General features: G+C 56.8%; 17 protein-coding genes. 11 read left to right on the top strand and 6 right to left on the bottom strand.

The features are described from left to right. Positions 1 to 64: 64 nt before the first annotated feature. The 4 genes from gyrB to dnaA all read right to left on the bottom strand — a co-directional run bounded on the left by gyrB (position 65) and on the right by dnaA (position 6,328). Entirely contained in the window at positions 65 to 2,473 is a 2,409-nt protein-coding gene (gene gyrB, locus QSK07_RS19865; protein ID WP_098051923.1) for a DNA topoisomerase (ATP-hydrolyzing) subunit B, read from the bottom strand. 18 nt (positions 2,474 to 2,491) lie between these two features. Next, a complete protein-coding gene (gene recF / locus QSK07_RS19860) occupies positions 2,492 to 3,577 on the bottom strand; it encodes a DNA replication/repair protein RecF (protein ID WP_098051922.1) in 1,086 nt (361 codons plus the stop codon). Between the two features lie 230 nt (positions 3,578 to 3,807). Beyond that, complete coding sequence (dnaN, locus tag QSK07_RS19855) at positions 3,808 to 4,908, bottom strand: DNA polymerase III subunit beta (RefSeq protein WP_033734661.1); 1,101 nt, start codon at positions 4,906 to 4,908, stop codon at positions 3,808 to 3,810. Positions 4,909 to 4,912: 4 nt separating this feature from the next. Continuing rightward, the gene (gene dnaA / locus QSK07_RS19850; RefSeq protein WP_013359605.1) at positions 4,913 to 6,328 is read right to left on the bottom strand and encodes a chromosomal replication initiator protein DnaA; all 1,416 of its coding nucleotides are present in this window, start codon (positions 6,326 to 6,328) and stop codon (positions 4,913 to 4,915) included. Between the two features lie 597 nt (positions 6,329 to 6,925). Here dnaA and rpmH point away from each other — a divergent pair. From rpmH to QSK07_RS19815, 7 genes are all read left to right on the top strand, one after another. Next, positions 6,926 to 7,066: a 50S ribosomal protein L34 gene (gene rpmH / locus QSK07_RS19845; RefSeq protein WP_003849659.1), complete on the top strand. Its 141-nt coding sequence runs from the start codon at positions 6,926 to 6,928 to the stop codon at positions 7,064 to 7,066. 14 nt (positions 7,067 to 7,080) lie between these two features. Continuing rightward, positions 7,081 to 7,440 (top strand): ribonuclease P protein component, encoded by a 360-nt coding sequence (rnpA, locus tag QSK07_RS19840; protein ID WP_008926396.1) that lies wholly within the window; start codon positions 7,081 to 7,083, stop codon positions 7,438 to 7,440. Then, a complete protein-coding gene (yidD, locus tag QSK07_RS19835; RefSeq protein WP_008926397.1) occupies positions 7,404 to 7,661 on the top strand; it encodes a membrane protein insertion efficiency factor YidD in 258 nt (85 codons plus the stop codon). The genes rnpA and yidD overlap by 37 nt, the downstream gene beginning before the upstream one ends. A 2-nt stretch (positions 7,662 to 7,663) precedes the next feature. Then, positions 7,664 to 9,310: a membrane protein insertase YidC gene (gene yidC, locus QSK07_RS19830; RefSeq protein ID WP_275222192.1), complete on the top strand. Its 1,647-nt coding sequence runs from the start codon at positions 7,664 to 7,666 to the stop codon at positions 9,308 to 9,310. Between the two features lie 93 nt (positions 9,311 to 9,403). Next, positions 9,404 to 10,768 (top strand): tRNA uridine-5-carboxymethylaminomethyl(34) synthesis GTPase MnmE, encoded by a 1,365-nt coding sequence (gene mnmE, locus QSK07_RS19825; RefSeq protein WP_275222191.1) that lies wholly within the window; start codon positions 9,404 to 9,406, stop codon positions 10,766 to 10,768. A gap of 264 nt (positions 10,769 to 11,032) precedes the next feature. Then, positions 11,033 to 11,623 carry a malonic semialdehyde reductase gene (locus QSK07_RS19820; protein ID WP_285722527.1) on the top strand — a complete coding sequence of 197 codons (591 nt, stop codon included), beginning with the start codon at positions 11,033 to 11,035 and terminating at the stop codon, positions 11,621 to 11,623. A 179-nt stretch (positions 11,624 to 11,802) separates the two neighbouring features. Further along, the gene (locus QSK07_RS19815; protein WP_285722524.1) at positions 11,803 to 12,552 is read left to right on the top strand and encodes a 4'-phosphopantetheinyl transferase family protein; all 750 of its coding nucleotides are present in this window, start codon (positions 11,803 to 11,805) and stop codon (positions 12,550 to 12,552) included. Between the two features lie 36 nt (positions 12,553 to 12,588). Here QSK07_RS19815 and QSK07_RS19810 read toward each other — a convergent pair whose 3' ends face one another. Next, on the bottom strand, positions 12,589 to 13,902 hold the full coding sequence (locus QSK07_RS19810; protein WP_098051917.1) for an NCS2 family permease: 1,314 nt from the start codon (positions 13,900 to 13,902) through the stop codon (positions 12,589 to 12,591). A 152-nt stretch (positions 13,903 to 14,054) separates the two neighbouring features. Between QSK07_RS19810 and yieH the strand changes: the two genes are divergently transcribed. Beyond that, positions 14,055 to 14,714: a 6-phosphogluconate phosphatase gene (gene yieH, locus QSK07_RS19805; RefSeq protein ID WP_285722521.1), complete on the top strand. Its 660-nt coding sequence runs from the start codon at positions 14,055 to 14,057 to the stop codon at positions 14,712 to 14,714. An 11-nt stretch (positions 14,715 to 14,725) separates the two neighbouring features. Then, a complete protein-coding gene (locus QSK07_RS19800; protein WP_275222189.1) occupies positions 14,726 to 15,658 on the top strand; it encodes a GlxA family transcriptional regulator in 933 nt (310 codons plus the stop codon). On the opposite strand, the gene QSK07_RS19795 is transcribed toward QSK07_RS19800, so the two are convergent. Further along, positions 15,643 to 16,638, bottom strand: a complete 996-nt coding sequence (locus tag QSK07_RS19795; RefSeq protein WP_098051914.1) for an acyltransferase — start codon at positions 16,636 to 16,638, stop codon at positions 15,643 to 15,645. The genes QSK07_RS19800 and QSK07_RS19795 overlap by 16 nt on opposite strands. A gap of 221 nt (positions 16,639 to 16,859) precedes the next feature. Here QSK07_RS19795 and glyQ point away from each other — a divergent pair, with 221 nt between their 5' ends. Further along, positions 16,860 to 17,771 (top strand): glycine--tRNA ligase subunit alpha, encoded by a 912-nt coding sequence (glyQ, locus tag QSK07_RS19790; RefSeq protein WP_003849680.1) that lies wholly within the window; start codon positions 16,860 to 16,862, stop codon positions 17,769 to 17,771. Between the two features lie 9 nt (positions 17,772 to 17,780). Further along, the gene (gene glyS, locus QSK07_RS19785) at positions 17,781 to 19,850 is read left to right on the top strand and encodes a glycine--tRNA ligase subunit beta (protein WP_285722517.1); all 2,070 of its coding nucleotides are present in this window, start codon (positions 17,781 to 17,783) and stop codon (positions 19,848 to 19,850) included. Positions 19,851 to 20,056: the final 206 nt, after the last annotated feature.

Raw genomic sequence — 20,056 nt, 5'->3', positions numbered from 1 at the left:
TTCGCCCATATGGCACAAAAAAAAGGCCATCACCGTAGTGATGGCCTGTTCTGTCCGCTATCTGTTAAATATCGATATTGGCCGCTTTCAGCGCATTCTCTTCGATGAAGGCGCGACGCGGTTCGACCGCATCGCCCATCAGGGTCGTGAACAGCTGGTCAGCACCAATCGCATCTTTAATCGTGACGCGCAGCATGCGACGGCTGTCTGGATCCATAGTGGTTTCCCACAGCTGATCCGGGTTCATTTCGCCCAGACCTTTATAGCGCTGGACCGACAGGCCACGACGCGACTCTTTCACCAGCCACTCAATCGCCTGCTCGAAGCTTGCCACCGGCTGACGACGCTCACCACGTTCAATGTAAGCATCTTCTTCCAGCAGACCACGCAGTTTGCCGCCCAGAGCACAGATTTTGCGGTACTCAGGTCCCTGAACAAACTCAGCTTCCAGCGGATAGTCGGTATCCACACCGTGGGTACGGACGCGCAGCACCGGCTCGAACAGGTTCAGTTCGCGGTTTTCACGTACCTGTGCCAGATAAGTACTGCCGTGCGCTTCACGCTCCGTCAGATAGCTCACCAGGCCGTTCAGCCAGGTAGTGACTTCTGCTTCGTTGCTCAGGTCGCCGAGCGTGTCGTGATAAATCATCGCACGCAGCATGGCCATCGGATAACGGCGTTCCATACGCTTGATCATCTTCTGGGTGCTGTTGAAGTCAGAGACCAGCGTCTCCAGCGGCTCACCGCCCAGCGCAGGCGCGCTGGCATTGGTGTGCAGCGTTGCACCATCAAGGGCGATAGCGATCTGGTATTGGTCCATCGCCTCGTCATCTTTGATGTACTGTTCCTGCTTGCCTTTCTTCACTTTATAGAGCGGCGGCTGGGCGATATAGACGTGGCCGCGCTCAATAATTTCAGGCATCTGACGATAGAAGAAGGTCAGCAGCAGGGTACGGATGTGTGAACCATCGACGTCGGCATCGGTCATGATGATGATGCTGTGATAGCGAAGCTTATCCGGGTTGTACTCATCGCGACCAATACCGCAACCCAGTGCGGTGATCAGTGTGGCCACTTCCTGCGAGGCGAGCATCTTGTCGAAACGCGCTTTTTCAACGTTAAGGATCTTACCTTTCAGCGGCAGAATCGCCTGGTTTTTACGGTTACGGCCCTGTTTGGCCGAGCCGCCTGCGGAGTCACCCTCCACCAGGTAAATTTCAGAGAGCGCCGGGTCACGTTCCTGGCAATCCGCCAGCTTACCTGGCAGACCGGCCAGATCCAGCGCGCCTTTACGGCGGGTCATTTCACGGGCGCGGCGTGCTGCTTCACGGGCACGCGCGGCATCGATAATTTTGCCCACGACGATTTTGGCATCTGACGGGTTTTCCAGCAGGTATTCAGCCAGCAGTTCGTTCATCTGCTGCTCAACAGCTGATTTCACCTCTGACGAGACCAGTTTGTCTTTGGTCTGTGAGGAGAATTTTGGATCCGGCACTTTCACTGAAACCACGGCGATCAGGCCTTCACGTGCATCATCACCGGTGGCACTGACTTTGGCTTTCTTGCTGTAACCCTCTTTATCCATGTAGGCATTCAGGGTACGCGTCATCGCCGCACGGAAACCGGCAAGGTGCGTACCACCATCGCGCTGCGGGATGTTGTTGGTAAAGCAGTAGATATTTTCCTGGAAGCCGTCGTTCCACTGCAGCGCCACTTCCACGCCAATGCCATCTTTCTCGGTAGAGAAATAGAACACGGTAGGGTGAATCGGGGTTTTGTTTTTGTTGAGGTACTCAACAAACGCCTTGATGCCGCCTTCGTAATGGAAGTGGTCGGTTTTGCCATCACGCTTGTCTTCCAGGCGAATCGACACGCCCGAGTTCAGGAACGACAGTTCGCGCAGGCGTTTTGCCAGAATGTCATACTCGAAATCGCGCACGTTGGTAAAGGTTTCATAGCTTGGCCAGAAACGCACGCGGGTACCGGTGATGTCGGTATCACCGGTGACCGCCAGCGGTGCCTCAGGTACGCCGTGGACGTAAATCTGCTGATGCACTTTGCCTTCACGACGAATGGTCAGCTCCAGCTTCTGCGACAGGGCGTTAACCACAGAGACGCCCACGCCGTGCAGGCCGCCGGAGACTTTATAGGAGTTATCGTCGAACTTACCGCCCGCATGCAGCACGGTCATGATCACTTCAGCGGCGGAAACGCCCTCTTCTTCGTGAATACCGGTAGGAATGCCGCGTCCATCATCCTGCACCGAGACGGAGTTATCCGCATGGATAGTGACTACGATGTCACTACAGTGACCAGCGAGCGCTTCGTCGATTGCGTTATCCACGACCTCGAATACCATGTGATGCAGACCGGTACCGTCATCGGTATCGCCGATATACATGCCCGGGCGTTTGCGTACCGCATCAAGTCCTTTCAGGACTTTAATACTTGAGGAGTCATAAGAATTCGACATCAACGTTTCTCGCTCATTTTAATCTTCAGGTTGAACCGCTATTTTACCCTGTTCCACGCGGAACATCTTGCCCTTTTCGTCGGTCATGTCGATTACATGTCCGGCAGAAATGGCGCTGACAAACACCTGAGCCTGAGTGGCTTTTAACCGGTCCGCCAGCAGGCGTCGGCGGCTCTCATCCAGCTCAGAAGCAAAGTCATCAATGAGGTAAATACAGCGGCGTCCGCTCTGGCTTGTCAGGAACTCGCCCTGTGCCAGACGCAATGCACACATCAGCAGTTTTAACTGCCCGCGTGAGAGTAAATCTTCGACCGGCGTCCCTTCAGCGCGAATACGAAAATCGGCTTTATGGGGACCGCTGGCGGTATAGGTCAGTGCGCGATCGCGCTCAAAATTACGTTCCAGCAGTTCGGCGTAGTCGCTCTCTTTGTCCCAGCCACGCTGGAAGGAGAAGCGCAACTCAAACTCCGGCAGAAACTGGGCACAGGTGGCAGTGATCTCCGCTGAAATCGCCGCACTGTATTCCGCCCGCCACTGGCTGATTTGTTCCGCCAGCGGAACCAACTCCTGATCCCAGGGACGAATCTGGCTGTAACGTGAAACCTGGCGCAGCGCCGCGTTCCGCTGCTTAAGCAGGCGGCGCATGTTGTTCCAGGCGTTAAAGAAGCCGGGCGTATTATGGAAACAGCCCCAGTCGACATAGGCTCTGCGGTATTTGGGGCCGCCATTCAATAAACTAAAGCCTTCCGGCGTAATTAACTGCATCGGCAGCAGTTGCGCCAGCTCCGCGACCTTGTGACCATCGCTGCCGTCAATACGCACTTTGCTGTCACCGGCTCGGTTTTTGGTCAGCCCGACGGCGATTTCCCGCTCTTTGCTTTCCAGACGTCCGTGCAGCACAAACGCCGCCTCATCATGACGGATCACGCGGCCTGCCTGCAGACTGCGAAACGATCGGCCATGCCCCAGCGTATGGATCGCCTCTAACACGCTGGTTTTCCCACTGCCGTTGACGCCGACCAGGAAATTAAAGCCGGGTGCCAGCTGCAGGTCAGCCTGCTCAATATTACGAAAATCTTTGATAAGAAGGCGGGTTAAAGCCATGAATCAGTCCAGCGTGAAGGGCAATAGTCGGGATGAAATGGGTTTGCCTTTTAGCGATCCAGTGCGTTGACGGCGAAGCAGGTTTGCCCGATATCGCCGTCACCAGGCCGTCGGCGTCGACGCCAGTCTGGTTCAGGCCAGCGCGCAGACCCTGGGAGCATACTGAAGTATGTGACCAGGGGCGAGCACTGCCCGGAATCAGAATGGCAAGTAAGCCAGGCCGATATATCCTATAAGCGCATGGGCATGACTACGTAGGCCGCTGCGGGACTCGCCACATCTTCAATCTGCACGCTTGACACCGAATCCGTCAGCAGCAGGCGGACGTTTTCGCACTTCAGCGCATTCAACACATCCAGCACGTAACTGACGTTGAAGCCAATCTCCAGCTCGGTGCCGTTGTAGCTGACGTCCAGCATCTCTTCCGCTTCTTCCTGCTCAGGGTTATTAGCGGTGATTTTCAGCTGATTTTCAGTGATATAGAGGCGAACACCGCGGAACTTCTCATTTGAGAGGATCGCCGCACGGGCGAACGCCTGTTTGAGCAGATCGCAGCCCGCTTCCAGTGCTTTGTCGGGATTCTTCGGCAATACGCGGCGATAATCAGGGAAACGACCATCAACCAGCTTAGAGGTGAAGATATAGTCACCGACGTGCGCCCGGATATTGCTGCCGCCAATCTGAACCTGCAGCGGATTCTCGCCGCCATCCAGCAGACGCAGCAGTTCAATCACGCCTTTACGCGGCACGATCACTGAGTGACTCGGCAGCGCCTGACCAATCGGCATCGAGCAAACGGCCAGACGGTGACCGTCAGTGGCCACGGTGCGCAGCTCTTCCCCTTCGGTCTCAAACATCATGCCGTTGAGGTAGTAACGCACATCCTGATGCGCCATCGAGAACTGAGTCGCTTCGATCAGCCGTTTCAGGGTCGCCTGCGGCAGGGTGAATTCAACTTCACTCTGCCAGTCGTCCAGGTTCGGGAAGTCACTGGCGGGCAGGGTCGACAGCGAAAAACGACTGCGGCCAGAGCGAACCAGCATGCGATCGCCCTCCAGCGCCAGCGTGATCTCTGCGCCGTCGGGCAATCCGCGACAGATATCCAGGAATTTGCGCGCCGGAACGGTGGTGGAGCCAGGCTCATGCGCCTGCGTCAGCGCCACGCGTGCAACCATCTCCATTTCCAGATCGGTACCGGTCAGCAACAGCGACCCTTCCGTTACCTGCAACAGCAGGTTTCCAAGGATCGGTAGTGTCGGACGACCGCCCAGCGGGCCACTTACTTGCTGCAGCGGCTTCAGCAGCTGCTCACGTTCAACAATAAATTTCATAGCGTCAGGAAGATAATGTTCTGATGAGATTAGAGAAATCTTCTTTGATATCGTGGCTCTCTTCACGCAGCTGCTCAATCTTGCGGCAGGCATGAAGCACCGTTGTGTGGTCGCGACCCCCAAAAGCATCGCCAATTTCTGGCAAGCTGTGGTTCGTCAACTCTTTTGCCATCGCCATCGCCATCTGGCGCGGACGCGCTACCGAGCGTGAACGGCGCTTGGAAAGCAGATCCGCCACCTTAATCTTGTAGTACTCAGCCACGGTCTTCTGAATATTATCGATGGTGACCAGCTTTTCCTGCAGCGCCAGCAGATCGCGCAGCGCTTCGCGCACGAAGTCGATGGTGATCGCCCGGCCGGTAAAGTTGGCATTGGCGATCACGCGATTCAGCGCGCCTTCCAGTTCACGCACGTTAGAGCGTAAACGCTTGGCAATAAAGAAGGCGACTTCGCCCGGCAGACGGATATCGTTCTCATCTGCTTTTTTCATCAGGATTGCCACACGCGTTTCCAGCTCAGGCGGCTCGATCGCCACCGTTAAACCCCAGCCGAAACGTGACTTAAGACGATCCTCCACCCCATTGATCTCTTTTGGATAGCGATCCGAGGTGAGGATGATCTGCTGATTGCCTTCTAATAAGGCATTAAAGGTGTGAAAAAACTCTTCCTGTGACCGCTCTTTATTCGCAAAGAACTGAATGTCATCGATCAGCAGCGCATCGACAGAACGGTAATAGCGTTTGAACTCTTCAATCGCATTGTTCTGCAGTGCTTTAACCATATCCTGCACAAAGCGCTCGGAGTGCATGTAAACCACTTTTGCATTGGGTTTACGGGCAATAATGCCGTTGCCTACCGCATGCAGCAGGTGCGTTTTACCGAGACCGGTGCCGCCATACAGAAACAGCGGGTTGTAAGCGCCGCCTGGATTATCCGCCACCTGACGTGCCGCCGCGCGCGCCAGCTGGTTGGATTTACCCTCAACAAAGTTATCGAAGTTATGACGGTTATTCACATTCGAGCGATAGGTGACGTCGGCCGGTGCCGGAACATTATCCCAGCTGGGACGCAGGATCTGCGTCGGGGCGGGACGGATGTGACTCTGCACGGGCATGACGGGCGCGCTGACGCTGGCCATCACCGGCTGGCTGACCGCTGCCGCTGGCTGCTGAACCGGGCGTGTTCCCACTTCAAAACGCAGCGCAGGCACGTTCGGACCACAGAATTCATTCAGCAGTGCATTGATACTATTAAGGTATTTGTCCCGGACCCAGTCGAGTACGAAGCGATTTGGAGCATACAAGGCAAGCGTATTGTCGTTTAACTCAGCCTGCAGTGGACGGATCCACATGCTGAATTCGGTGGCAGGAAGCTCATCCTGCAAACGGGCAAGACACTGTTGCCAAAGTGTAAGTGACACGGCGGACTCCACTCGTACAAATTCGAAAAGAATAGTAGGCGTTACTCTAAGAAACGTTAATTTTTGACACAGACACTAAGAAAGCGCCTGCGACCGCTATCAGCGGTTTCCCGTCCTGCAATCACCGGAGGATCGTCAGCGGAAGGGCGGATCATAGCGCAAAGCGAGGCAGAGATCTTCCCTTTCTACACAGTTTTGATCCTTTTTATCCACAGGCCAGTGACGCGCAAAGAAGTTTACGCCAGTTGCGGGAAAAACCAGCAGGGATCTGGCGCAATGCGCTAAATTTTCGGGCTACATCTCATTTTATCCCCAGGATCCGCCAGGCCGATCGCAATAAGATCCCGTACGATCCTTGCGCTTTGGAACGGAGCCCGTATAATCCTTCACCCGACATTATGCTGTAAGGCGCAACGTCGGGTCTCAGCGGGCTGTATGCGGGTTTTCAGGCACGACAACACGCGAAGTAAATTGACTCGGGACTGTACAATTATTACAATCCCGCCTCTTTATTAAAGACACATTGAGGCGTAGGTCGATTTACTGGCCCGAAACGCGTCACCCAGTGAAAATTTTCAAGTTTAGGTAGAAACCGCCATGAAACGCACTTTTCAACCGTCCGTACTGAAGCGCAACCGTTCACACGGTTTCCGTGCTCGTATGGCAACAAAAAATGGTCGTCAGGTTCTGGCACGTCGTCGTGCTAAAGGCCGTTCTCGTCTGACCGTTTCTAAGTAATAAAGCAAGCCCTGATGGGTAAGCTCGCATTTCCCAGGGAGTTACGTTTGTTAACTCCCACTCATTTCACTTTCGTCTTCCAGCAGCCACAACGGGCTGGCACGCCGCAAATCACTATTCTCGGCCGCCTTAACGCGCTGGGGCATCCCCGCATCGGTCTCACCGTCGCTAAAAAACATGTGAAACGCGCTCATGAACGCAACCGGATCAAGCGATTGACCCGCGAAAGCTTTCGTCTGCGTCAACATGAACTGCCGTCGATGGACTTCGTGGTGGTCGCGAAGAAGGGGGTTGCCGATCTGGATAACCGTATGCTGGCGGAAGCGTTGGAGAAATTATGGCGTCGTCACTGTCGCCTGGCGCGCGGCTCCTGATCGTCCTGATACGCGTCTATCAACGCGGTATCAGTCCATTACTGGGACCACACTGTCGGTTTCACCCGACCTGCTCTCATTACGGAATTGAGGCGTTACGCAGGTTCGGCCTGATAAAAGGCAGTTGGTTGACATTAAAACGCGTATTAAAATGCCACCCTTTGAACCCGGGTGGTGACGATCCTGTGCCGCCAAAAACCTTTGATACCAGAGAACATTAACGATGGATTCGCAACGCAATCTCTTTCTCATCGCTTTTCTGTTCGTGACCTTTATGATCTGGCAAGCCTGGCAGACGGACCACGCTCCGCAGCCACAGCAGACGCAGACCACACAGGGCACTAACAGCGTAGCGGGTGATACCGCCAGTCAGGGTGTACCGGCCAGCGGTCAGGGCCAGACGATCACCGTTAAAACTGATGTCCTGTCATTGAATATCAACACCCGCGGCGGTGATGTTGAACAGGCACAGCTGCTGACTTTCCCGGACAAACTGGGTTCAGACCAGCCGTTCCAGCTGCTTGAAACAACGCCAGCGTTCCTTTATCAGGCTCAGAGTGGTTTAACCGGCCGTAATGGCCCGGATAACCCGAACAACGGCGCGCGTCCGCTGTTCACCACTGCGCAGGATCACTTCGAGATGGCTGATGGCCAGTCCGAACTGCGTGTGCCGATGACCTATACCGCTGAAAATGGCGTGGTTTACACCAAAACCTTCGTCTTCAAGCGTGGCGAATATGCCGTTAATGTCGATTATCATGTCAACAACACCACTCAGCAGCCGCTGGAAGTGTCACTGTTTGGCCAGCTGAAGCAGACGATTGATCTGCCTAAGCATCGTGATACCGGCAGCAACAATTTTGCTCTGCACACCTTCCGTGGCGCGGCCTACTCCACCAGCGAGTCGAAATATGAGAAGTACAAATTCGACACCATCGCGGACAACGAGAACCTGAACGCCACCACCAGCAATGGCTGGGTTGCGATGCTGCAGCAGTACTTTGCGACTGCGTGGGTTCCGCGTACTGAAGGCACCAACACCCTTTACACCAGCAATCTGGGTAACGGCGTGGCAGCGATTGGCTATAAATCTGCACCGGTCACCATCGCCGCAGGTGCTCAGCAGAATCTGGGTGCAACGCTGTGGGTCGGCCCGGAAATTCAGGACAAGATGGCCGCAATTGCGCCGCACCTTGATCTGACCGTGGATTACGGCTGGTTGTGGTTTATTTCTCAGCCGCTGTTCAAGCTGCTGAAATTTATCCACAGCTTCATCGGTAACTGGGGCTTCTCCATTATCGTGATCACCTTCATCGTGCGCGGCATCATGTACCCGCTGACCAAAGCGCAGTACACCTCGATGGCGAAGATGCGCATGCTGCAGCCGAAAATTCAGGCGATGCGTGAGCGTCTGGGTGATGACAAGCAGAAGCAGAGCCAGGAAATGATGGCGCTGTATAAAGCAGAGAAAGTGAATCCGCTGGGTGGCTGTCTGCCGCTGGTGATTCAGATGCCAATCTTCCTGGCGCTCTACTACATGCTGTCAGGCTCGGTTGAACTGCGTCATGCGCCATTTATTCTGTGGATCCATGACCTGTCAGCGCAGGACCCGTACTACATCCTGCCGATTCTGATGGGCATCACCATGTTCTTCATTCAGAAGATGTCACCGACCACCGTGACCGATCCGATGCAGCAGAAGATCATGACGTACATGCCGGTCATCTTCACTGTCTTCTTCCTGTGGTTCCCGTCAGGTCTGGTGCTGTACTACATCGTCAGCAACCTGGTAACCATTCTCCAGCAGCAGCTGATTTATCGCGGCCTGGAAAAACGTGGTCTGCATAGCCGCGACAAGAAGAAAGCGTAAGCGATGCAAAGCGGGAGCCATCCCGCCTTGAAATAGTCTATCCTCAGGCGGTCAAAGCGACCGCCTGTGTTTTTTTGTAGCGAGATAAAATTTATGAGCCACAGCGATACCATTGTTGCCCAGGCAACACCGCCCGGACGCGGCGGCGTCGGCATTCTGCGCGTCTCAGGTGCCCAGGCGGCTGAGGTTGCCCGCCAGCTGCTGGGCAAACTGCCTAAGCCACGATACGCCGATTACCTGCCGTTTACCGACAGCGACGGCAGCGTGCTGGATCAGGGCATTGCGCTGTGGTTTCCTGGCCCACATTCCTTTACCGGCGAAGATGTGCTGGAGCTGCAGGGCCACGGCGGCCCGGTAATCCTCGATCTGCTGCTGCAGCGCATCGTGGCGCTGCCGGGCGTGCGTATCGCTCAGCCGGGTGAGTTCTCTGAGCGTGCGTTTCTGAACGACAAGCTCGATCTGGCGCAGGCCGAAGCGATTGCCGACCTGATTGATGCCAGCTCTGAGCAGGCGGCGCGTTCGGCGGTGAACTCGCTGCAGGGCGCGTTTTCCACCCGGGTCAATCATCTTGTGGAAGCACTCACTCACCTGCGCATCTATGTCGAAGCGGCTATCGATTTTCCGGATGAAGAGATCGATTTCCTCTCTGACGGCCGAATTGAAGCACAGCTGAATACGGTGATCGGGGACCTGGATGCGGTCCGTGCTGAAGCGCGTCAGGGCAGCCTGCTGCGTGAAGGGATGAAAGTGGTGATTGCAGGGCGGCCTAATGCGGGTAAATCGAGCCTGCTGAATGCGCTGGCAGGCCGTGACGCCGCTATCGTTACGGACATTGCGGGCACCACCCGTGACGTACTGCGTGAGCATATTCATATAGATGGCATGCCGCTGCATATCATCGACACCGCCGGTCTGCGTGAGGCCAGCGACGAAGTCGAACGCATCGGGATTGAGCGCGCCTGGCAGGAGATTGAACAGGCTGACCGCGTGCTGTTTATGGTGGACGGCACCACCACCGATGCCACCGAAGCGGCGGCTATCTGGCCCGATTTTGTCTCCCGTCTGCCGCCGGAACTGCCGATTACCGTGGTGCGCAACAAGGCGGATGTCACCGGTGAAGCGCTGGGCCTGACAGACGTAAACGGTCACTCACTGATTCGCCTGTCGGCACGCACCAGCGAGGGCGTCGATGCACTGCGGGATCACCTGAAGCAGAGCATGGGCTTCGCAGGTAACATGGAAGGCGGCTTCCTGGCGCGTCGTCGTCATCTGCAGGCACTGGAGCTGGCGGCAACGCACTTACAGCAGGGTAAAGCGCAGCTGCTCGGTGCCCGGGCCGGTGAGTTACTGGCGGAGGAACTGCGTGTCGCTCAGCAGGCGTTAAGCGAGATTACCGGTGAATTCACCTCTGACGATCTGCTGGGCCGTATCTTCTCCAGCTTCTGTATTGGTAAATAGCTTTCCAGGCCTGGCGGCATTGCGCTCTCAGGCCAGATTTCCCGCTTCGCTGCCTCCCCTGTTATTCCCGCCTCTGCGTTGATTCTTGCTGATATGTTATTTTGCGGCGGCTCCGCGTTGTCGTATAACGGTAGATGCGCCGATCTGACGTGCGGCTATGATTGCGGTGAGTGAACCCCGCCTCATCCCGCTGTGTCGGGCCGGACGCAAATCCACTACGTGAACACCTTCAGGCGAACTTTTTGCCTGAGAAAGGAGAGTTGCATGAGTACACCGCTCGACACTGCCGCACTGGATACGCTGTTTAATGACGCCCGCACCCACAGTTACTGGCAGGATAAGCCGGTTGATAACGCCCTGCTGGAACAGCTTTATACCTTAACGGCGCTGGGTCCGACCTCGGCGAACTGTTCGCCTGCGCGTTTTGTTTTCGTCACCTCGGCGGAAGGTAAAGAGAAGCTGAAACCGGCCCTCTCGTCCGGCAATCTGGACAAAACCATGAGCGCGCCGGTTACGGTGATCGTAGCCTGGGACCGTGAGTTCTATGAGCAGCTGCCTGCGCTGTTCCCGCATGCGGATGCGCGCAGCTGGTTTACCGGCAGCCCGGAAGCGGCGAAAGAGACCGCTTTCCGTAACAGCAGCCTGCAGGCGGGTTACCTGATCCTGGCAGCCCGTTCGCTGGGTCTGGATGCCGGTCCGATGTCCGGTTTTGATCCGGCCAAAGTCAATGACGCCTTTTTCCCCGACGGTCAGTATCAGGTTAACCTGCTGATTAACCTCGGTTACGGTGATGCGTCAAAACTGCATCCGCGCCTGCCGCGTCTGAGCTTTGAGCAGGCAAGCCGCTTTGCCTGATGCTGCCCGCGTCGCGATTCGGATCGCGGCGCGTAACGCTGCTCCATTCCCGCCAGCCTGCGCTGTCTGATCATCCTATTCTGAATTTAACCGAATCTGAGCTGTTGCCGGATGCATTAAGGTAAGAAAATTCCTACAATGCTTCTGATGATTATCTGACCATTTTCACGGAGCGACAGATGGCTGGTCATTTTGTACGCTGGACGGGCGATCCCGGCTTCCCGGCTAAAGCGATGTGCATTCCCCAGGCGATTACCGACACGGCACAGCAGTTTGCTGACAAACGCCGTGGACGTTTCCTTGCCGCGCGAACCCTGCTGGCACAGCTGATGCTGCGCGTTTATGGCATTCAGGAGCTGCCACGCCTGATTATCCAGAGCAACGGACGTCCCGTATTTGCTGACAGCGATCTGCCCGATTTCAGCATTGCCTATGCGGGCAATACGGTGGGTGTACTGCTGGCTGAAGAGGGGGGGCGTGCCGGTCTGGATATGGAGATTGTGCATGCGCGGAGTCGTCAGACGCAGGCGCAGCTGATTCAGGGATTAACGTCGGGCGAAATCGCCTGGATTAATGCCCAGCAGGATGCCATGGAAGCGGTGACGCAGATCTGGACGTTACGCCAGAGCATTCTCAAGCTGACGGGAGAAGGCGAGCGGGGACTGGATTCGCTGCAGCTGCTGCCGGGTGCCGGTCGGCTGCGATCGTCACTCTATCCCGACATTCAGGTGGTGTGTGATGCGGAACCCATGCTGGTCTGGTCGTGTGCGCTGTCGTCTGCGACGCAGCGGCTGTACCTGTGGGAGATGGATAACGACTTTGAATGGCGTGCATTACGTGAAATTGAGATGGGTAAACCCAACATCGGGCCTCATGCCCTGCGGCTGACCAGTCTGCCCAGCGAGCGCAATCTGCATCCTGAAATGTAAAAAGCCGCAACCAGTGGGTTGCGGCTCTGACTGCGCTTAGTGCGCGTCGATAAAGACAATCTTCAGCACAAACAGCAGCGCAACAATCACCACGCAGGGGCTGATCTCACGCCAGCGGCCGCTGCCCAGCTTCATGACACAGTAAGCAATGAACCCCAGCGCAATCCCTTCGGTGATGGAAAAGCTGAAGGGCATCATGGCGGCGGTCACAAACGCCGGAACCGCTTCGGTCAGATCGTCCCAGCGCACGCGCGACAGGCTGGCGGTCATCAATACGCCCACGTAAATCAGCGCGCCCGCGGCAGCATAGGAGGGTACCATCGCGGCCAGCGGTGACAGGAAGGTCACCAGCAGGAACAGCATGCCGGTCACCACAGCCATCAGGCCGGTACGGCCACCAATCGCCACGCCTGAGGTGCTCTCAATATAGGCGGTCACCGATGAGGTGCCCGCCAGCGCGCCACTCACCGAACTGATGCTGTCGACATAAAGCGCCTGCTGCATCCGCGGGAAGGTGCCGGTTTCATTGGTCAGTCCCGCTTTATCGGTGACGCCGATCAGCGTGCCGGACGAGTCGAACAGATTGACCAGCATAAACGAGAAAATCACGCCTGCCATGCCAATGTTAAATGCGCCTTTGATATCAACCTGACCCACTACCGAAGTCATCGACGGTGGCGCTGAAAACAGGCCGACAAACTTCACGTCGCCCAGCATCCAGCCAATAGCGGTGGTGATCACCATTGAGATCAGCACTGCCGCATGGATATTACGTGATGCCAGAATGGCGATAATGAAGAAGCCCAGCGCGCCCAGCAGCACGCTGTGCGAGGTCAGGTTGCCCACCGCCACCAGGGTATCGGGATTCGGCACGATAATACCGGCATTCTTCAGCCCCATCATGGCGATAAACAGGCCGATACCGGCGGTAATGCCGACGCGCAGGCTCAGCGGGATATTGGCAATCATCCAGTAGCGAACCCGCAGCAGCGTCAGGATCAGCAGGCCGACCGCACCCCAGAAGATCGCGCCCATACCGACCTGCCACGAATAGCCCATCGCCCCGACCACCACAAAGGCGAAGAAGGCGTTCAGGCCCATTGCGGGGGCCAGCGCCACCGGCAGATTGGCAAACAGTCCCATCAGAATGCTGCCGAAGGCGGCAATCAGACAGGTGGTCACAAACACCGCCTGGGTATCCATGCCGGCGACGCCAAGGATCTGTGGGTTAACGAAGACGATATAGACCATCGTCAGAAAGGTGGTGAAACCCGCGATCACTTCGGTGCGCACCGTGGTGCCATGTTCCTGCAGCCTGAAGATGCGCTGCAAAACGCCTTGCTTGCTCATGCCATCCATCCAGAAGAAAAAATCATCGGCGCGTATCCTGGCGATTTTACCGGGGCAATACAATGATTTTTCGCAACCGATTGCCAGTCTCGCAATCTGCGCTGAGTGCGGTAGAGTGTGGAACATCTCCCCGAATCGAAGGATAGAGTCTGATGTCAGTTGAATGTGTCTTTTTTGATTGTGATGGCACGCTGGTGGACAGTGAGTTGCTCTGCACCCAGGCCTACGTCAACACTTTTGCCCGTTATGGTCTCAAGCTGTCGCTGCAGCAGATGTTTGAAAAGTATAAGGGCGTCAAACTCTACGACATCATTCGTGACGTGGGCGACGCGCATCAGGTTTCACTGCCGATGGAAGAGGTGGAAACCGCCTATCGCGCGGAAGTCGCGAGACTGTTTGATCTGCAACTGCAGCCTATCTCAGGCGCAAAAGCGCTGGTTGAGCAGATCAAAGTGCTGATGTGCGTGGTCTCAAACGGGACGGTAAAAAAGATGCAGCACTCGCTGGGCTTAACCGGCATGCTGCCGCTGTTTAAGGAGCACCTTTATAGCGGCTATGACATTCTGCACTGGAAGCCCGATCCGGAGCTGATGTATCACGCAGCGGAACAGATGCAGGTGCCGATCGAGCGCTGCATTCTGGTGGATGACTCCGAAGCGGGCGCCCGCGCCGGTATCGCAGCCGGCATTCCGGTCTACTACTACTGCGCTGACCTGCACAACCCTGAACTGGATCATCCGCTGGTGACGCGCTTCGACGACATGGCGCAGCTGCCTGCGTTGTGGCGCGCCCGCGGCTGGGATCTGGTGTAGAGCGAGCCAGCATGACGCATACCGTCTGGTTTTTAACCCTGCCTGGCGTGATGGCACTGGATCTGACCGGCCCGGCCGAGACGCTGAAGCTGGCGGGCGATCGCTTTACGCTGCGCTACATCGGCCCGCAGCCGGAGGTGGTCTGCTCCACCGGCATGACCATTGGCGGCATCGAACCCTTACCGGAACAGTTGCCCGCCGGGAGCCTGCTGGTGGTGCCTGGCGTCTTTGACTCGCAGATCTGTTACGCCACACAGGAAGCCAGAGAGGCACGCGACTGGCTCAGGCGGCAGCACGTCGCGCTGCGCGCGCAGACCTTTATGCTGGTCTGCGTCTGCTCGGGGGCACTGCTGGCAGCGCAGGCGGGCATGCTTGATGACGTGCTCTGCACTACCCATCATGATGTGATTGCCCGCCTGAAAGCCGCGGCCCCGCGCGCAAAGGTGCAGGAAAACCGGGTATTTGTCGGGCATGAGAATATCTGGACCAGCGCGGGCATCACGGCGGGGATCGACCTGGCGCTGCATCTGGTGAATCAGCTCTGCGATACGCCTACAGCGCTGGCGGTGGCGCGGGAAATGGTGGTCTGGTTCCGGCGCGCCGGGGACGATCCGCAGCTTTCACCCTGGCTGCGTTACCGCAATCATATGCATCCGGCCATTCATCGGGCGCAGGATCTGATGATTGCCCATCCTGAACACGGCTGGACGCTGACCGAGCTGGCCGGGCGCACCCACGTCAGCAGCCGCCATCTGGCGCGGCTGTTTCGTCAGCATCTGGGGATCAGCGTGCGGGAATACCATGAGCAGTTGCGGGTTGGCGTGGCGCGCCAGCGTCAGCAGCAGGGGGAATCAGCCGAAAAAGCGGCGCTGGCGGCGGGGTTTTCATCGGCGCGTCAGCTGCGACGCGCCCGCCAGCGCGAAGCCGATCAACTGACTAAGTGACGGGTATCGACCCTTTTCAGCGCCATTCCCAGCAGCAGGCTGCCGCCCAGCGTCAGCCCGAACACCCAGGGCAGATCGAGCCACGGCCGCGACATGTCATCGTAGTGATGCGTGCGCAGATAGTGAATGAACAGCGCATGAAAACCGTAGATCGGCAGTGAATAGCGTGCAATCACCGTAAAACCGGGCAGCGTGCGCTGATTCAGGCTGTTTTTAAACACGATCAGCAGGCTAATCGCCGCGATAAACACTAGCGGTCCGCAGTAGAGATACCAGGTATCGTTAAACGCGCCATTGACGATCAGCGCCTTTTTCGTCCCTAACGTAATGCCAATCACGCAGGCGATAAACAGCCCGGTTGCCAGCGGCGTCAGGCCGCGCCGGGTCGTCTCCATCGTGCCAATCGCCCGTCCCAGCAGCGCATAGAGCAGGTAGTAAATGCTGTCCCCGCTGACATAGAGATTCACCGGCAGAAAATGGAACGGGCCCAGCGACTGGCTGACCGTATTCGGGTTGGCGAGTACCGCCAGCACCAGCACCAGCAGCGCCACATAGCGTGCCTGCACGGTTTTCACCTGGATCAGTGGCGACATCAGATAGATACCAATCAACGCAAAGAAGAACCACAGGTGATAGAACACCGGCTTCTGCAGCATTTTCAGGATCGACCGTCCTTCGCTGATCGGCGTCAGCCAGGTGATATAGGCCAGCGAGACCGCGCTGTAAAACAGCAGACAAAGCACCAGCCGGAGCATATGGCGCGGCTGGGCGCTACGTTCGCCGAAGAACAGATAGCCGGAGATCATAAAGAACAGTGGAACACAGACGCGTGATGCGGAGTTCAGCAGATTCGCCATATCCCAGGTCGTACCCGTTACCGCCATTGGTCCGGTGATATACCAGGTAGTGGTGTGAATGACAATCACCATCAGGCAGGCAACCGCACGTAAATTATCGATCCAGTAAATCTTTTGCGGCATGGCGTCCTCTTGCGCATCGCGTCCGTGCGCAAAAGGGTAGCCAAATGCGCACGGAGCAACAACTGCTGCCAGCAGGATTCGGAGCCATCTGTATGCCGGCCCCCGAAATTACCGTGAAAACGCGCCGGAACCGTCCGGGATTTACGGCTGCACATCGCGCGGTCAAAGGGTATACTGTCGGCCTCTTTTTTTAATCTAACCGAAGCGCGTGCACACTCAACATGCAAAAGTTTGATACCAAAACCTTTCAGGGGCTGATCCTGACCTTGCAGGATTACTGGGCGCGTCAGGGCTGCACCATTGTCCAACCGCTGGACATGGAAGTGGGCGCTGGCACTTCACACCCGATGACCTGCCTGCGTGCACTCGGCCCGGAGCCTATCGCTGCTGCCTACGTGCAGCCATCACGCCGTCCTACCGATGGCCGCTACGGTGAAAACCCTAACCGTCTGCAGCACTATTACCAGTTTCAGGTGATCATTAAGCCGTCACCGGACAACATTCAGGAGCTCTATCTCGGCTCGCTGAAAGAGCTGGGTATGGATCCGACGGTGCATGACATTCGCTTTGTGGAAGATAACTGGGAAAACCCGACGCTGGGTGCCTGGGGACTCGGCTGGGAAGTGTGGCTCAACGGCATGGAAGTGACGCAGTTCACCTACTTCCAGCAGGTTGGCGGCCTGGAGTGTAAGCCAGTGACCGGTGAGATCACCTACGGCCTGGAGCGTCTGGCGATGTACATCCAGGGCGTCGACAGCGTTTACGATCTGGTCTGGAGCGACGGTCCGCTGGGCAAAACCACCTACGGCGACGTGTTCCATCAGAACGAAGTGGAGCAATCCACCTATAACTTCGAATACGCCGACGTCGACTTCCTCTTTACCTGCTTTGAGCAGTACGAGAAAGAGGCGCAGCATCTGCTGGCGCTGGAAAAACCGCTGCCACTGCCCGCCTACGAACGCATTCTGAAAGCGGCGCACAGTTTTAACCTGCTGGATGCCCGTAAAGCGATCTCGGTAACGGAGCGTCAGCGCTATATTCTGCGCATTCGCACCCTGACCAAAGCCGTGGCTGAAGCTTACTACGCCTCCCGCGAGGCAATGGGCTTCCCGATGTGCAATAACAAAAAGTAAGAGGCAGCCATGACTGAACAAACCTTCCTGGTGGAGATCGGCACCGAAGAGCTGCCACCAAAAGCCCTGCGCAGCCTGGCAGAAGCCTTTGCCGCGCAGGTCACCGCTGAACTGGATGCGGCCAACCTGAGCCACGGCGAGGTCAGCTGGTTTGCTGCACCGCGTCGTCTGGCGCTGAAAGTTGCCAGTCTGAGTGCCTCACAACCCGATCGGGAAGTTGAGAAGCGCGGTCCGGCGGTCGCTGCGGCGTTTGACGCAGACGGCAACGCCACCAAAGCCGCTGAAGGCTGGGCACGGGGTAACGGCATTACGGTCGATCAGGCGGAACGCCTCTCCACCGATAAAGGCGAATGGCTGGTTTATCGCGCCCAGGTGAAAGGCGAAGCGGCTCAGGCGCTGCTGCCAGCGATGATCGCGACCGCACTCAGCAAGCTGCCGGTGCCAAAACTGATGCGCTGGGGCGACAGCGATGTGCAGTTCGTCCGTCCGGTGCATACCGTGACGATGCTGCTGGGCGATAAGCTGATCCCGGGCACCATTCTGGGCATCGCGTCAGACCGGATTATTCGTGGTCACCGCTTTATGGGTGAAAGTGAAATCACGCTCGAAAGCGCCGATCACTATCCTGATGTGCTGGAAAAACGCGGCCAGGTTATTGCCGACTATCAGGTCCGCAAAGCGATGATCAAAGCCGATGCGGAAGCCGCCGCACGCCGTTTAGGCGGCAACGCTGATATCAGCGACAGCCTGCTGGAAGAGGTAACGTCGCTGGTGGAGTGGCCGGTCGTCCTGACCGCGACCTTTGAAGAGAAATTCCTCAAGGTGCCTGCGGAAGCGCTGGTCTACACCATGAAAGGCGATCAGAAATATTTCCCGGTGTATGACAATGACGGCAACCTGATGCCGAACTTCATTTTCGTCACCAACATCGAATCCAGCGATCCGCGCCAGATTATCTCCGGCAACGAGAAAGTGGTACGTCCACGCCTGGCCGATGCGGAGTTCTTCTTTAATACCGACCGCAAAAAACGTCTGGAAGATAATCTGCCGCGTCTGGAGACGGTGCTGTTCCAGAAAGAGCTGGGCACGCTGCGCGATAAAACCGATCGCATTCAGACCCTGGCGGGCTGGATTGCCGGTGAAATTGGCGCCGATGTGAATCACGCCACCCGCGCGGGCCTGCTGTCGAAATGTGACCTGATGACCAACATGGTCTTCGAGTTCACCGACACCCAGGGCGTGATGGGCATGCATTACGCGCGTCACGACGGCGAAGCCGAAGATGTGGCGGTTGCGCTGAACGAGCAGTATCAGCCGCGCTTTGCCGGTGACGATCTGCCATCCAGCCCGGTCGCCTGTGCGCTGGCGATTGCCGATAAGATGGATACGCTGGCCGGTATTTTCGGCATTGGTCAGCATCCGAAAGGCGACAAAGATCCGTTCGCACTGCGTCGTGCGGCGCTGGGCGTGCTGCGTATCATCGTTGAGAAGAACCTGCCGCTTGACCTGCAGACGCTGACTGAAGAAGCGGTGCGCCTGTACGGCAGCAAGCTGAGCAACGCCCGCGTGGTGGATGATGTGATCGACTTTATGCTGGGTCGCTTCCGCACCTGGTATCAGGAAGAAGGTCACAGCATCGATACGCTGCAGGCAGTCCTGGCGCGTCGTCCGACCCGTCCGGCTGACTTTGATGCACGTATGAAAGCGGTGTCGCACTTCCGTACGCTGGAGGCCGCTGCAGCACTGGCGGCGGCGAACAAGCGCGTCTCTAACATTCTGGCGAAATCGACCGAAACGCTGAACGATAGCGTGCAGGCATCGCTGCTGAAAGAGAACGAAGAGATCCAGCTGGCGACCTTTGTCACCGCGCTGAGCAGCAAGCTGCAGCCTTACTTTGCTGAAGGCCGCTATCAGGATGCCCTGGTCGAACTGGCTCAACTGCGTACCGCGGTAGACAACTTCTTTGACAAAGTGATGGTGAACGCCGACGATCAGGCGGTACGGGTCAATCGTCTGACGCTGCTGTCAAAACTGCGTGAGCTGTTCCTGCAGGTTGCGGATATCTCGCTGCTGCAGTAATCCTCTTAGCGAAGTGCGAAAAAGGGACGAGCAATCGTCCCTTTTTTATGGAATTTTCAGCCAGGCATGGCCCCCCGATAGCGTGTTTACTCAACGCACCTGTCTTAATGCTCAGCTCTGGCTGACGACTGCAACTGAAGTGGGTTGTCTCCGCTTCAGTTGTGCTGAAAATCCCTGAATTCCTCTCTCATCTGTATGGTTTTTAT

The sequence above is a fragment of the Pantoea sp. QMID4 genome (assembly GCF_030270445.1).
Taxonomy (GTDB): domain Bacteria; phylum Pseudomonadota; class Gammaproteobacteria; order Enterobacterales; family Enterobacteriaceae; genus Pantoea; species Pantoea vagans.
The sequence above is the reverse complement of the archived record's forward strand: the minus strand, read 5'-3'. Positions and strand labels throughout refer to the sequence as shown.

Coding starts and splice junctions, on each gene's coding strand:
- gyrB (WP_098051923.1), bottom strand. CDS start 2,473: ATGTCGAATTCTTATGACTCCTCAAGTATTAAAGTCCTGAAAGGACTT.
- recF (WP_098051922.1), bottom strand. CDS start 3,577: ATGGCTTTAACCCGCCTTCTTATCAAAGATTTTCGTAATATTGAGCAG.
- dnaN (WP_033734661.1), bottom strand. CDS start 4,908: ATGAAATTTATTGTTGAACGTGAGCAGCTGCTGAAGCCGCTGCAGCAA.
- rpmH (WP_003849659.1), top strand. CDS start 6,926: ATGAAACGCACTTTTCAACCGTCCGTACTGAAGCGCAACCGTTCACAC.
- rnpA (WP_008926396.1), top strand. CDS start 7,081: ATGGGTAAGCTCGCATTTCCCAGGGAGTTACGTTTGTTAACTCCCACT.
- yidD (WP_008926397.1), top strand. CDS start 7,404: ATGGCGTCGTCACTGTCGCCTGGCGCGCGGCTCCTGATCGTCCTGATA.
- yidC (WP_275222192.1), top strand. CDS start 7,664: ATGGATTCGCAACGCAATCTCTTTCTCATCGCTTTTCTGTTCGTGACC.
- mnmE (WP_275222191.1), top strand. CDS start 9,404: ATGAGCCACAGCGATACCATTGTTGCCCAGGCAACACCGCCCGGACGC.
- QSK07_RS19820 (WP_285722527.1), top strand. CDS start 11,033: ATGAGTACACCGCTCGACACTGCCGCACTGGATACGCTGTTTAATGAC.
- QSK07_RS19815 (WP_285722524.1), top strand. CDS start 11,803: ATGGCTGGTCATTTTGTACGCTGGACGGGCGATCCCGGCTTCCCGGCT.
- QSK07_RS19810 (WP_098051917.1), bottom strand. CDS start 13,902: ATGAGCAAGCAAGGCGTTTTGCAGCGCATCTTCAGGCTGCAGGAACAT.
- yieH (WP_285722521.1), top strand. CDS start 14,055: ATGTCAGTTGAATGTGTCTTTTTTGATTGTGATGGCACGCTGGTGGAC.
- QSK07_RS19800 (WP_275222189.1), top strand. CDS start 14,726: ATGACGCATACCGTCTGGTTTTTAACCCTGCCTGGCGTGATGGCACTG.
- QSK07_RS19795 (WP_098051914.1), bottom strand. CDS start 16,638: ATGCCGCAAAAGATTTACTGGATCGATAATTTACGTGCGGTTGCCTGC.
- glyQ (WP_003849680.1), top strand. CDS start 16,860: ATGCAAAAGTTTGATACCAAAACCTTTCAGGGGCTGATCCTGACCTTG.
- glyS (WP_285722517.1), top strand. CDS start 17,781: ATGACTGAACAAACCTTCCTGGTGGAGATCGGCACCGAAGAGCTGCCA.